This is a genomic window from Mageeibacillus indolicus UPII9-5, from assembly GCF_000025225.2.
GTDB lineage: Bacteria > Bacillota > Clostridia > Saccharofermentanales > Fastidiosipilaceae > Mageeibacillus > Mageeibacillus indolicus.
This window is the reverse complement of sequence record NC_013895.2, coordinates 624905-637762: the sequence shown is the minus strand read 5'-3', so window position 1 is coordinate 637762 and position 12858 is coordinate 624905. Positions and strand designations below refer to the sequence as shown.

At 45.4% G+C, this 12858-nt stretch carries 13 protein-coding genes; 2 read left to right on the top strand and 11 right to left on the bottom strand.

Annotated features, from left to right (window positions below; all coding sequences use genetic code 11):
- Window positions 1-175 precede the first annotated feature (175 nt).
- The 9 genes from atpC to HMPREF0868_RS02865 form a co-directional block, all read right to left on the bottom strand.
- On the bottom strand, window positions 176-595 hold the full coding sequence (atpC, locus tag HMPREF0868_RS02905) for an ATP synthase F1 subunit epsilon (protein ID WP_012993202.1): 420 nt from the start codon (window positions 593-595) through the stop codon (window positions 176-178).
- Window positions 596-604: 9 nt separating this feature from the next.
- Window positions 605-2005: a F0F1 ATP synthase subunit beta gene (gene atpD, locus HMPREF0868_RS02900; RefSeq protein ID WP_012993201.1), complete on the bottom strand. Its 1401-nt coding sequence runs from the start codon at window positions 2003-2005 to the stop codon at window positions 605-607.
- Entirely contained in the window at window positions 2005-2922 is a 918-nt protein-coding gene (gene atpG / locus HMPREF0868_RS02895) for an ATP synthase F1 subunit gamma (protein WP_012993200.1), read from the bottom strand. The genes atpD and atpG overlap by 1 nt, the downstream gene beginning before the upstream one ends.
- Window positions 2909-4798, bottom strand: coding sequence for a F0F1 ATP synthase subunit alpha (gene atpA, locus HMPREF0868_RS02890; protein WP_012993199.1), 1890 nt, complete (start codon window positions 4796-4798; stop codon window positions 2909-2911). The genes atpG and atpA overlap by 14 nt, the downstream gene beginning before the upstream one ends.
- Window positions 4798-5283, bottom strand: coding sequence for an ATP synthase F0 subunit B (locus HMPREF0868_RS02885; protein ID WP_012993198.1), 486 nt, complete (start codon window positions 5281-5283; stop codon window positions 4798-4800). The genes atpA and HMPREF0868_RS02885 overlap by 1 nt, the downstream gene beginning before the upstream one ends.
- Window positions 5284-5295: 12 nt before the next feature.
- Window positions 5296-5676, bottom strand: a complete 381-nt coding sequence (locus HMPREF0868_RS08755) for an ATP synthase F0 subunit C (RefSeq protein ID WP_012993197.1) — start codon at window positions 5674-5676, stop codon at window positions 5296-5298.
- Window positions 5677-5749: 73 nt separating this feature from the next.
- On the bottom strand, window positions 5750-6562 hold the full coding sequence (locus HMPREF0868_RS02875; protein WP_012993196.1) for a F0F1 ATP synthase subunit A: 813 nt from the start codon (window positions 6560-6562) through the stop codon (window positions 5750-5752).
- Between the two features lie 26 nt (window positions 6563-6588).
- The gene (locus HMPREF0868_RS02870) at window positions 6589-7266 is read right to left on the bottom strand and encodes a YoaK family protein (RefSeq protein WP_012993195.1); all 678 of its coding nucleotides are present in this window, start codon (window positions 7264-7266) and stop codon (window positions 6589-6591) included.
- A 1-nt stretch (window position 7267) separates the two neighbouring features.
- A complete protein-coding gene (locus tag HMPREF0868_RS02865) occupies window positions 7268-8557 on the bottom strand; it encodes an aspartate aminotransferase type Ic (RefSeq protein ID WP_012993194.1) in 1290 nt (429 codons plus the stop codon).
- Window positions 8558-8761: 204 nt separating this feature from the next.
- On the opposite strand from HMPREF0868_RS02865, the gene HMPREF0868_RS02860 reads away from it, so the two are divergent.
- A complete protein-coding gene (locus HMPREF0868_RS02860; protein ID WP_012993193.1) occupies window positions 8762-9643 on the top strand; it encodes a LysR family transcriptional regulator in 882 nt (293 codons plus the stop codon).
- Between the two features lie 91 nt (window positions 9644-9734).
- Here the strand turns inward: HMPREF0868_RS02860 and HMPREF0868_RS02855 are convergent, their stop codons facing one another.
- Window positions 9735-11627 (bottom strand): AMP-binding protein, encoded by a 1893-nt coding sequence (locus HMPREF0868_RS02855; protein WP_012993192.1) that lies wholly within the window; start codon window positions 11625-11627, stop codon window positions 9735-9737.
- Between the two features lie 5 nt (window positions 11628-11632).
- On the bottom strand, window positions 11633-12226 hold the full coding sequence (locus HMPREF0868_RS02850) for a DUF1836 domain-containing protein (RefSeq protein WP_012993191.1): 594 nt from the start codon (window positions 12224-12226) through the stop codon (window positions 11633-11635).
- Between the two features lie 124 nt (window positions 12227-12350).
- Between HMPREF0868_RS02850 and HMPREF0868_RS02845 the strand changes: the two genes are divergently transcribed.
- On the top strand, window positions 12351-12842 hold the full coding sequence (locus HMPREF0868_RS02845; protein WP_012993190.1) for a tRNA (cytidine(34)-2'-O)-methyltransferase: 492 nt from the start codon (window positions 12351-12353) through the stop codon (window positions 12840-12842).
- Window positions 12843-12858: the final 16 nt, after the last annotated feature.

Here is a 12858-nt window from a genome sequence, read left to right as displayed (position 1 = left end):
CAATTGCGACTCATTCTCATTTGCATAAATCATTTTAGCAAATATTTTCCCTATGTCAAGATAATTTTTGAATGATATTCGTAAAATCGCTTAATTTAAATCGTCAACAATAAAAAACGGCAGCGTCTTGATAGACGACATGCCGTTAATTAATATTCTGTACTTGTTTTTTAATTCAGTTATTTACTTTTCCACTGCTGTTCTTTACCCGCAATCGGGCAATTGCTCTGGCCAAGGCCATTTGTGCGGTATGGTACTCGCGAATACTTTGTTTTTGCAACAAGGCTTCTTTGGCGTTATCGGCAGCACGTTTAGCCTTTATGATATCAATGTCTTCCGGACGTTCGGCACTGTCAACCAAAACCAAGACTTCGTTATTCTCAACCTTAACCAAGCCGGAAGATACCGCAGCCAGCTTGTTTTGGCCGCCGGGTTGACGATAGGTCAGCTTGCCCGGAACCACAGCACTTATCATGTTGCAGTGGCCGGCCAAAATGCCATACTGCCCGTTGATTGTCGGCAAAATTAAAGATTCACAATCACCGTCATAAAAAGTTTTATCCGCAGCCAAAATATGAACTTTGAATGTATTCATTTTATCACCTTATGACTTAAGTGTTTCCGCCCTCTTAGGAACATCATCGATACAACCTACATTGTAAAACGCTGCTTCAGGATATGCGTCCATGCTGCCGTCCAAAATAAGTTTAAAACCACGCACGGTCTCGCTTAACGGCACATAAATACCGGGAATACCAGTAAATTTTTCAGCAACGTGTGTCGGCTGAGCCAAGAACCGCTGGACTTTACGTGCCCGAATAACAGTTATGCGGTCATCTTCACTAAGTTCATCCATTCCCAAAATAGCTATAATATCCTGCAACTCCTTGTATTTTTGCAAAATTTCCTGTACTTTTCGTGCCACCCGATAATGCTCATCACCGACAACTGCTGGTTCAAGAATTCTTGACGTAGAAGCCAGCGGATCAACAGCCGGGTAAATACCTTGTTCGGCGATCTGACGGCTAAGCACTGTAGTTGCATCCAAGTGGGTGAAAGTCGTTGCCGGCGCAGGGTCGGTCAAGTCATCAGCGGGGACGTAAACCGCCTGAACAGAAGTTACCGAACCATCTCGGGTAGAAGTTATACGTTCCTGCAAAGCACCCATTTCTTCCGCCAATGTCGGCTGATAACCAACGGCTGACGGCATACGACCAAGCAAGGTTGATACTTCACTGCCGGCTTGAACAAAACGGAAAATATTATCAATGAACAGCAAAACGTCTTTGTGATCGACATCACGGAAGTGCTCGGCCATGGTCAGTCCGGCCAATGCTACCCGCATTCTTACCCCCGGCGACTCGTTCATTTGCCCGAAAACCAGAGCCGTTTTATCGGAAACTCCGCTTTCACGCATCTCATTCCAAAGATCATTACCTTCTCTGCTTCGTTCACCAACCCCGGTGAAAACTGAATATCCACCGTGTTCCATAGCCACGTTATGGATCAATTCTTGAATTAAGACCGTTTTACCTACACCGGCACCACCGAACAAGCCGATTTTACCACCCTTAGGATAAGGCTCCAGTAAATCTATGACTTTGATTCCGGTTTCCAAAATTTCGGCAGCCGGCTTTTGTTCCGCAAAACCCGGAGCAGTCCGGTGAATCGGACTTTGTGGGGTCTCAGGTGGTAAATCACCTTCACCGTCAATCGTATTACCCAAAACATTAAACATACGTCCGAGAATATTTTTACCTACCGGCACAGTTATGCCCTGTCCTTCGGACGTGACTGGCATGCCTCTGTACATTCCTTCGCTAGATCCTAACAGAATGCAACGCACTCTGCCGTGTCCGATATGTTGAGCAACTTCCATTATTCTGGTTTCGTCGTTTACTGTAACCTTTATTGCTTCCTTAATTTTGGGCAAGGTATGCATAGGAAATTCACAGTCAATAACCGGACCTGAAATAGCCGTAATTTTACCGCAAACTGTACTCATTATGCCCGCACCTCACTTTCTTGCTTTCTTTGCCGTTCACGCTTTTGAGCTTTGGCGCCGGAAGAAATCTCCGTTATCTCTTGTGTTATTAATGCCTGACGCTGACGGTTATAGGCCAGAGACAAGTTAGCCAATATTTTGTCCGCATTGTCACCTGCCGCATTCATTGCCTCCATTCGCGCATTCTGTTCGCTGCAAAAACTGTCAACCAAGGCACTATAAATATACCCTGAAACATAACTTGGTATAATATTATCCAATACTTCTCCAACGGACGGTAAAAATTCAAACGGCAGTTTAACCGCCTTTTCTACTTTATTGGAAACGAAGGTATTACGATGGAAAGGCAACAGCCGCGCCATTTTCGCTTCCTCCGTCATTCCATTTTTCATATCTGTATAAATAACAAAAATCTTGTGAACCTTACCGCTGTCAAATAGATCCAGCAAAATTTCGCTGATCTCACGGGCTCGCTGCATAGTCGGATTTTGGGCAGTATACAAGAAACTGCGTTCAACTTTTATTTTGTGTTGAGCAAAATGCTGACGCCCGTATTCGCCGACTACGAACAATTTCATGTCCGGATGATCTTGCAACATTCGTTCCGCTTCTTTTAAGACATTCTGGTTGTACATGCCGGCCAGACCTTTATCCGCGGTTATCACTAGACAAGCATATGGACCGTGTAATTTCGGCTCACTTTCGCCCGGATAAAAATAGTGGCTTTGAACAGACTTTACCGTACGGAAAATCCGCTTAATCTCTACTTTAATCGCCTCGAAATACGGTCTTGTCTTGTCCAGCTCCGCTTTCGCCTTACGCATTTTGGTGGAAGCGATCAAATACATCGCATTTGTAATTTTGCGAGTATCCTGAACGCTCCTTATGCGGCCTTTCAGTTCCTTAGTGCTGGGCATCTTTAATCTCACCTTTCATAAGAGACGCAATTGCCGGTTCCGACTCGGCAGTTTTATTCTGCACTATTTCCGCGACCACTCGACGCGAAAGAGTCAAGATCTTTTCAAAATCTTCCGGCTCGCAAATGCCGTCACGGTCTATTTTGTGGCATAGATCTGCCAACTCAAGATCCGCCGCCTGCAGCACCCGTTGACTTGCCACCGGTATATCATCCACATCCAGATCAATAAAGACTTTATTCAAAGCTGCTGTAAGCAAGACGACTTGCTCATGCTGTTTATATGGTTTGTACTGATTTTGCCGCAGCAGGCGCATCAAACCTTGACCATAGCGCAATTGACGTTTGGTAGTTTCATCCAAGTCACTGGAAAATTGCATAAAAACTTCCATTTCACGGTACTGCGCTAAATCCAACCGGATGGCCCCAGCCGCTTTTTTCATTGCTTTGGTTTGTGCCGCACCGCCTACCCGCGATACAGAAAGTCCAACGTTAACTGCCGGTCTTTGTCCTGAGTGGAACAGATCACTTTCGAGGAATATCTGTCCATCAGTAATTGAAATTATGTTTGTCGGTATGTAAGCGGAAACATCGCCAGCCTGCGTCTCGACAATCGGTAATGCAGTCATGCTGCCGCCACCGTATTCCGGGGCTAAGTTGGCTGAACGTTCCAACAAACGGGAGTGCAAATAAAATACATCGCCAGGATAAGCTTCACGTCCAGGGGACCTTTCCAGCAAAAGGCTCAAAGTACGATAAGCAATTGCATGTTTGGACAAATCATCGTAAACAATAAGAACATTACGGCCTTTATGCATGAAATATTCGCCCAGCGCACAGCCGGAGTACGGAGCAATGTATTGCAGAGTCGCTGACTCACCAGCTGTCGCATTAACGACAATTGTATAGCTCAGTGCATCATGTTGCCGCAAGGTTTCGACCAACTGTGCCACGGATGATGCCTTCTGTCCAATGGCGACATAAATACAGACAATGTCCTTACCCTTTTGGTTTAGGATCGTATCCAGGGCAATTGCCGTCTTACCGGTTTGTCGATCGCCTATGATAAGTTCCCGCTGCCCGCAGCCTATAGGGAACATGGAATCAATGGCCAAAAGGCCAGTTTCCATAGGACGGTTGACCGGTTGCCGTTGGATAATGCCCGGGGCAGGATTCTCAATCGGGTAATAGTCGACGGCACAAATGTCACCGGCGTCATCGACAGGCTCGCCCAATGCGTTGACTACCCGGCCCAAAAAGCCTTCGCCAACCGGGATACCGGCTGTTTTACCGGTACGCTTAACAATGCTGCCTTCAGTAATTTCACTTTCATCACCGAAAATTACACAACCGATTTGGTTTTCTCGCAGATCAAGTATCATACCCTTAATGCCAGAATTGAACGACACGATCTCACCGTACGCTGCCATGCTCAAGCCGCTGATAATAGCTATTCCATCACCGACTTCTTGCACCGTACCGACTTCATCGCCACCTGGGACAGGCGTAAAGTCGTTCAGTGCCTGCTTAACCAAAGGCACAATATTTTTTTCTCGGGCGGCTTTTTCCGATGCGTCCTCCGCTTTTTGCTTGAGGCTTGCATTGATTGCAGCAGTGATCTTTTCTTTCAGTTGCTGTCCTTTACCGGCCGGCGTCCAATCGTAAATCTCATCCAAGTTCCATCTGTAAACGGCCGTGCCGAGTTCAATGCGCAGTCCATCTTTTACTGTCTTATCTTCCCGCCAGACCAAAGCCACATTCTTTTGATATTTTTGCGATAAATAAGCGATTAAACGTTCCTTTTGCTGGGCAGTAGGAGGAGTCGCGCTGTACAAATACGCTTCCAGTTCAATTTTACGGATTTCATGTTCCGCCATTAATCACGCCCCCGTTCCACTTTGTTCAGGAAATCGTCCAACGGATCAGCTTTCGCGCTTACCAAAACTTTATCAATCGCCTCGCTCACCATGTTTTCAATTTCTGTAGCGGCTCCAGCAATAATCTTCGCTTTTTCCCGCTCCGCTTCCGACTTGGCCTGCTCAATGATATTCAATCGTTCCGCTTTTGCCGCCGCTATTTCTTCCGCGGCCGCTTTCTTTGCCGCCGTCATCGCCTCATTTTTCATGGCGCTGATTTCTTTCTCAACATCTTTCATGCGGTCGGCATATTGTTGTTTTTGTGCCTCAGCCGCCTGCAGCTTTTCTTGTGCCGCGGCATCAATATCAGCAAAATGCTTTTGCCGTTCCGACATATATTGCTTTATCGGTTTATATAGCAAGATATAAAGGCCGCCGGCAAGAATGAAGAAATTGAACAAGTGTAAAAGTATTTGCTGCCAATCTATGTTTAACGGTACACCCATAGGAGTCCCCCCTTAAAGCACGAATATTACCAATATTGCCACGATTAAGCCATAGATAATTGCCGTTTCTATGAACACCAATCCGAGCATAAGTGTGGTACGAATATTATTAAGCGCTTCTGGCTGACGTGAAATAGCTTCGGTTGATTTACCAACTGAAAGGCCCATGCCGATACCACCACCGGCTGCCGCTAAACCTACGCAAATACCTGCGGCCAAAGCTTTATTTCCACCGGCGTTCGCCGCCTGAGTAGCAGTTATATTCTGTGCAGCAGGAGCGGCGTCGGCCTTATTCCCACTATTTGAAACGGCATAAACCGACAGGCCGCCTAAAGATCCCAAAACCAGCATCAAGATGCTCATCACTATAATTTTGCGCGTCATGTTTTTCATAATTTCCTCCAAAAATTAAAATTTAATCTGCGTATCGCATTATCCGTATTGTTTACCCTCTACATTTTTGCTGTTACGTATGCTTTTTCAACGGCGGTTTGCTGACTTCGCCATAAAACAACGCTGTCAACATGGTCAAAACATATGCTTGGATGAAAGCGTGCATCAAGGTGAACATCACGCCAACTGCAACCGGCAAAATAAAGCTCAGGCTAAGGTAATAGTAAACTAATTCCGTAACCAGCAGTCCACTCAACAAGGCTCCGAACAAACGGAAGCTGAGTGAAATCGGCAGGGAAAATTCTTTAAGTGTCAGCAACACACCTCTCACTCCATTAGAGACCAAGCCTCCCGACATAATCACTAAGTAAGAAAAGCATCCGAGAGCGATCGCTCCGTTGATATCGGCTAATGGAGCTGAAAGATTGACGGGATTTCCGGCGGTTGAAATCATTTGCACACCGAACAGTTCAAACAATGTCCCGGTAAAAATATATACGCCGGCACCAAATACATAGGCGCCCAAAAATTTGTTGCGATGCGGACTGTTGCTTTCGGCCAAATGAGAAAAATAACCGACAACACCCTCCAAACACAGTTGTAATTTCCCGGGCGTAACTTTCATTCTACGAATAACCGTCAAACGTAACACCGCCGACAGGACCAACAAAATCACGGTCATTATGACGCCAGAAATGAATGACGGATTAACCGCAATCAAGCCCAAAAAATTAATTTTATTCTTTTCATGTAGCACGGCGTCACGCATGGCTATCTGGATTGTCTCAGTCCGCGGATTATGCCGCAACAAAAGCGATACCACCAAAGCAATCACTACCAAGGTACACCAAGCTATTAGAAAATGCTTAAGTTTTCTTTTATCCACGCTTCTTCTCCTTTCACTGTTTTTTCTCAATTATATTCACAACGCTTAAACATCAGCCCAAAACTGATGCTAAGCAGAACACAGCAAATCCATATAGCCCGGCAGCCTAAGGCCTGCGTAAGTACACTGCCAAGCCCAGCTCCTACAGCGAAAACCAAAATTACCGCAAAATAAGTAAGTGACTTCAGCAATATTTCCCGCTCGCGGCAACGTGCATAAATGCATAACGCCTCAACGCCCGAGCGAAGATTGCCGATACACATTGTACTTGCGTAAGCATGGCCGCGCACTTTATGAAAAGTTTGCACCTGCATAGCGCACACAAACGACACTAAGGCATTAGCCGGTATTTCCACAGAAGCAGGAATGAACCCGACTCCCAACAAAATAATGATCTCCCCAAGCAAAATAAGCTGTCGCCAATGTATCTTTTCGTGCAGTTTCAGCCGCATGTGTATTGATTCCGCTGCAGCCGTGCCAATAAAGAAAGAAAGTACAGGTATTAAATATCGCCAAAACGTAGTCCAATCATTTTTAAAAATCGCCGTACTCAGCAAAACGATATTGCCAGTTTGGGCGTTGGCGAATACTTCGTTGCGACACACGTACGTATACGCATCTTGAAACCCGCCCGATAAAATAATGAACAACGCCGTGAGAAAGCTTTCCGACATCTGGCCGCCAAATGGTTTAAGCATTTTCATGTTAACGTCCTCCTGCCTTGGCAGCCAAAATTGCCTCGGTTCCAACTAATCTTATTGCATAGGCAATAACTTTGGTTGCTTTGCCAATTTTATCGATGTTTTCAGCCGCCGGACACAGGCTGATATGATTGTCTGTCAGGTCATTGCAATTGGGGTAGGCGGATCCGGCCAGCGGTAGTTTGACTCCAGCGGCGGCGCACGTTTGAATAATCTTTTTCGCCGTACCTTCAATGGTCTGCAACAAAATAACATAACCGCCTTTCGGCACAGTCCATTTCGCCAAACCGCCGCTCGCCAACTCGCGAGCTAAAATGTTTTCAACCAGTTTAAACTTAGGCTGCAAAATTGCTGCATGTTTCTTCATGTGAGCGTTTAAGCCAGAGCTTCCTTTCAGGAAACGCACATGGCGCAGCTGATTTATTTTGTTGGCTCCGGTTGTCGCCATTTCAACGAAATGTCTGATATCAATCAAATTTGCCGAGCCGGCGGCCACTGCCGCCAACCCTGATCCGGGAAAAGTGATTAAATCGGTGGTGCCAAATTCGTACACTATTTCCGGATTTCCTGCTTTTTCGCTTTCTTCTATAATGTCCGGTATGGTGGCGACGTTTTTGCCAAAATCATGCACCGCATACGCGTTGTCCCAAAATAGGCGGAAATCCTTGGCTGCCGGTTTAAGTGAAGCCAGACGGCGTATAACTGCTGAACTGTATACTGTTCCTGTCGGATTTTGATACTTAGGAGTGCACCACATACCCTTTACCCGACTGTCTTTTATAAGTTCTTCCACCATATCCATATCCGGTCCATCGCTCCGCATCGGAACGGTCAATAAAGTAAATCCAAACTGCTTGGCCAATCGCCAATGGTTCAATGCGCCCGGAACGGGGCAAATAAAACGCCGTCCCTCAACATCTTTCCACGGTTTACCGCCACACACTCCGTCTAGCATAGCATGCGACAAAACCTGATAAATAAGGTTCCAGCCGCTGTTACCGCTGACAATCGTATGTACAACATGAGTTCCCAGCATATGAGCCATCAAGCGACGCGCCTCCGGGATACCATCTGTGCTACCGTAATTGCGGCAATCTTGCCCGTTTTCACTATCAAGTACGCTGTGGCTGTCAATGACGTTAAGCATCGGCAAAGATAGATCAAGCTGAGCCGTTGACGGTCTTATTACGGAGAAATCGACCTGCAAGCCTTCAGAGGCCATCTCCGCCAAAAGTTCTCGCGCCGTATCCCGCTCTTTGATCAAATCAGTTTGAGTTGCTCTCAAATAGTCCATTATCTCACCAACAACAGTATTTAAATTTATTCTGTATGAACCTATTGTTCATTTATCTTCAAGACTGCATACATTATGATACAGACCAGTACATGTGTAAAATACATGTTAGACATATGCACGATATCAATTTCACATGTATAATAAAATTCATACCAAGACAAACACTAAGTCAACACTGAATCAAAAGGTTAGGTAAGAAGCATGTATATAAGTTATGACTACTATCGTATTTTTTATTACGTTGCTAAGTACGGCAATGTTTCTCGTGCTGCTGAAGTTCTTCTAAGCAACCAGCCCAATCTTACTCGAACAATAAAAAAACTGGAATCGGAGCTTGGCTGTCCGCTGTTTTTGCGTTCACGCCGAGGAATGAAATTAACGCCCGAAGGCCGGCAGCTGTATGACCACTTATGTGTCGCCATGCGCCATATCAACGCCGGAGAACAGGAATTGACCGAAAATCGTAATCTGCAAAACGGCAAAATTTACATTGCCGCCAGCGAAGTAGCTTTGCACTGCCTGTTATTACCACTTATAAAGCAATATCGTCTACTATATCCAGGGATACATATTCGAATCAGTAATCATTCTACACCTCAAGCTATCGAGGCCTTGAAAGACGGGAGTGCCGACTTGGCCGTAGTTACTACGCCAACCGTGCCAACAGCATCGCTAACTGAAACAACCGTAAAAAATGTGCAGGAAGTAGCCGTTTGTTCGTCTTATTTTGGAGCACTGCTGGACAGCCGCATAAACTTGGCCGACTTGACAGGTTATCCCTTAATTTCACTAGGACAAGATACCAAATCATTTGAGTTTTACGCTGATTTTTTTGCTAAACACAATTTAAAATACAAGCCGGATATTGAAGCCTTTACCGCCGACCAAATATTGCCAATGGTAAAAGCCGATTTGGGTATCGGCTTTGTACCGCGGGAATTTTTAAAAGGAACTGAAGGCGTGCATCAAATCGACCTGATAGAAAAAGTTCCGATGCGCCGCTTGGTCCTGATCAGGCGTAAGGATCAACCGCTTAGTATGGCAGCGAGAAAGCTGGAAGCAATGATTTTGAGCCAGACATAGTTTGGCCGAGGGAAACGGCAGCCGGGTCTGGCTGAGCCCACCCGGATGAAGCGGACGCCACGGCATTTTCTTGTGGTTCCGTCGTCTAGAGTTACCGAAGTTTGACTCTATGCCCCGAAACCTCACGCCACGCAGCTTCATTTTCGCCCAACCCTTTCAACAATTTGGTCATTGTAGGTTCACGCTTTACTTTTAAAGTGGAAGTCATGACAAAATTATCTGTAGTCCAAGTCCAATATTTTATAGATTTGTATGGCGGCACAATCGAGTTAATTCTGGCAATTTCAGCTTCAATTTTGGCTTTGCACTCCGCCGGAAGTTCTTCCGCCTCACCGACTTGATCGGCCCGTAAGCGGAGAAGTGCGCAAACATCAATCGTATCACGTTTGCTTTTACCCCCGAAAATCATTACCTGATCGATCAAATCCTGATCTTCAAATAACGACTCCACTTCTTCCGGAAACACTTTTTTGCCGTTGGTCAAAACGATCATAGATTTCACTCTTCCAGTAATAAAAAGTGCGCCTTTGGCATCAAGATATCCGACATCACCGGTATGGAACCACCCTTCTTCATCAATAGCCGCTTTAGTTGCCGCCTCATCTTCATAATATCCGATCATCAAGTTAGGACAGCGCACGAAAACTTCGCCCTCTCCGTCACCATCCGCGTCAATACGCAATTCCACCCCGGTGGCCGTGCCGCCGACACTACCCTGCACCTGCAATTTTTGCGAGTTACAAGTGAGAATCGGCGCCGTTTCCGTCAAACCGTAACCGACGAAGACGTTAAAGCCCAAGTCCTGAAAAAATGTTTCCGTTTCTGGTTTCAAAGCCGCAGCCCCGACAATAAAAGTTGAAAGAGCAGGGCCAACCGCTTTGCGTACTTTTTTAAATACAAAAGGACGTAAATCTATGCCCAAACGCAGAAGTCGACGACAGGTGCGACGCATAAACTCGAATTTTTCCATTTTTCCAAGTTTGGCCACATTGTGTTCAATTTGTCGTTTGATATTGTCAAGCAACAGTGGTACGGTTACGACGAAAACTATAGGAAATTTTTTCAGATTTGTGCCTATATAACGCAGCCCGTTGTTGAAAACTACAGTCTGATGATGGGACCACATAACATATTGGGCTGAATTTTCCAACGTATGGTGCAAAGGCAAAACCGACAAAACCGCGCCGTCACAAGGCAGGTCGATGGAAGTGCGGCAAATATATTCCACATGCGAGATATTGCGATGACTCAACATCACTCCCTTGGATGCCGCCGTTGTACCAGAAGTAAAAAATATGGCAGCCGGCGCAGTCGGATCTATAGATGTGTCCGGGAACGCACTCTTCCCGGCAGCCAAACGTTTTGAACCGTACTCTTCAAGTTCGGCGATACGCCAAATACGTACGTTCTTGCCAGGACTAAGTTCATTTGTTAAACATGTTTCATCCTCTGTCTCGGCCAAATAAGCCGCCGCATGCGTGCATTCGACTTTTAGTGCAGCGTGGCCGATCAAAATAAGGTCGGTAATCGTGCCGGGATTTTGCAGAATATAATCTATTAGCTCATATTTACCCGCGTCTATAAAAATTTTGCGACATCTGGCCCGTTCCAAAAGCCGTGACATTTCCACTCCGCTGAGCTGTTTATCCAATGGTACGGCCAAACCTGCGCCAAACAGAGCTGCGTTTTGCGCAATTATCCAATCAATCGAATTATCGCCAAGTATTGCTAGGCGCCGTTTATCCAGATTCGGCATCTCAGCCGGATTAAAATCTTCTTTTTTTTCGGCAAAGCAAGGATGTTCCAGTGCCGCTCCGAGTGCATTGATACGATGTAGTAAATCGCGGTAATTAAGTTTGATCGGCTCGGCATTCGGTGGCAATTCTATATAAGCTATTCTTTCAGGATGATGGCACACCGAATCAGTCAAAATTTGACGTAAATCATCATAGCGTCCAGCAAAGTTTGGGAATTGAACATTCATAGTATTTACCTGCTTTCCTTATTGTACTTATTAGTTTTCATAGTTATAACGGAGTCGTTCTGCACAAATTTGTCACTCGTCGCCAGTCCCAAGCCGCCACCAGCAACTATACAGTCTAAAAAGCATTGCAAAACGAACGTGTTCGCGCTCAAAGCCAATGACATGGTAGCTTGGTTTACGTACAGCTGTGGCAACCTGAGAACACCATCATTTTCTTCTAATGAGTGCAACATTGCTTTGAACCCGTTATTGATGAACTCACTTAATTTATTGTATGCATCGGCAACATTCATGAATTTCTGTTGCAACATAATGCCAGTGGCAACATCTTTTAGAGGGATTATCCGCTTGTACAAGGTGATACAGATGCACCAAGCCAGATGGGTACGATCATATTTTCGACCTTCTACCGGCGGCAATAAATTCCACTTCAAATAATTTTGAATCATAGTTGTCGTTAAATGAATGCGTTCATTTTGCAAAGGCAGCATCAAATTATTCACATAACGGCTCAGCTCTTCACCGTACATTTTTTTATTTGGTAATTCTTCCCATGACGGCAAAACAAAATTTTTCAATTCACTGAATATCGGATGCATAAACTTCTGATTTATCGCTCCACATATATAGTTATGATAACCATATAAATGGTACAGCTTTTGCCCAATTTTGTCAACACGCCCATTTTGGCTTATAATACTACGGACATGAGGAGGAAAAATAATGCTCAATATAGTTTTGGTTGAACCGGAAATTCCATATAATACTGGCGCAATCGGTCGTACCTGCGTTGCACTAGGAGCCGCTTTACATTTGGTCGGGCCGATGGGGTTCTCCATTGACGAAAAACAGGTCAGGCGGGCCGGCCTTGATTACTGGCAGCATCTCAACTACACATTTTATGAAAACATAGTCGATTTCACCGCTAAACACCCGGATATAAAACCTTTTTACGCCACAACCAAAGCTTTAAATACCTATGCGGAGGTTTCTTACCCCTCGGAAACTTGGATATTTTTCGGTAAAGAAAGTGCCGGCCTACCAGAAGAAATGCTCCTACCCTTTCCCGAGCGTTGTATACGTATCCCGATGTATCCGCAAATTCGCTCCCTAAATCTCTCCAATTCTGTAGCGATAATTGCTTATGAAGTGGCACGGCAGCATGGGTTTCCTTCCTTACAAGCCACCGGCTCACTGCATCATTTACATTGGTAAATTACCCACAACCGCA

Bases quoted from the DNA above. Each gene is read 5' to 3' on its own strand.
- HMPREF0868_RS02850 (WP_012993191.1), bottom strand. From the start codon at position 12,226: ATGCATCCGATATTCAGTGAATTGAAAAATTTTGTTTTGCCGTCATGG.
- atpG (WP_012993200.1), bottom strand. From the start codon at position 2,922: ATGCCCAGCACTAAGGAACTGAAAGGCCGCATAAGGAGCGTTCAGGAT.
- HMPREF0868_RS02845 (WP_012993190.1), top strand. From the start codon at position 12,351: ATGCTCAATATAGTTTTGGTTGAACCGGAAATTCCATATAATACTGGC.
- HMPREF0868_RS02870 (WP_012993195.1), bottom strand. From the start codon at position 7,266: ATGAAAATGCTTAAACCATTTGGCGGCCAGATGTCGGAAAGCTTTCTC.
- atpD (WP_012993201.1), bottom strand. From the start codon at position 2,005: ATGAGTACAGTTTGCGGTAAAATTACGGCTATTTCAGGTCCGGTTATT.
- atpA (WP_012993199.1), bottom strand. From the start codon at position 4,798: ATGGCGGAACATGAAATCCGTAAAATTGAACTGGAAGCGTATTTGTAC.
- HMPREF0868_RS02860 (WP_012993193.1), top strand. From the start codon at position 8,762: ATGTATATAAGTTATGACTACTATCGTATTTTTTATTACGTTGCTAAG.
- atpC (WP_012993202.1), bottom strand. From the start codon at position 595: ATGAATACATTCAAAGTTCATATTTTGGCTGCGGATAAAACTTTTTAT.
- HMPREF0868_RS02865 (WP_012993194.1), bottom strand. From the start codon at position 8,557: ATGGACTATTTGAGAGCAACTCAAACTGATTTGATCAAAGAGCGGGAT.
- HMPREF0868_RS02885 (WP_012993198.1), bottom strand. From the start codon at position 5,283: ATGGGTGTACCGTTAAACATAGATTGGCAGCAAATACTTTTACACTTG.
- HMPREF0868_RS08755 (WP_012993197.1), bottom strand. From the start codon at position 5,676: ATGAAAAACATGACGCGCAAAATTATAGTGATGAGCATCTTGATGCTG.
- HMPREF0868_RS02855 (WP_012993192.1), bottom strand. From the start codon at position 11,627: ATGAATGTTCAATTCCCAAACTTTGCTGGACGCTATGATGATTTACGT.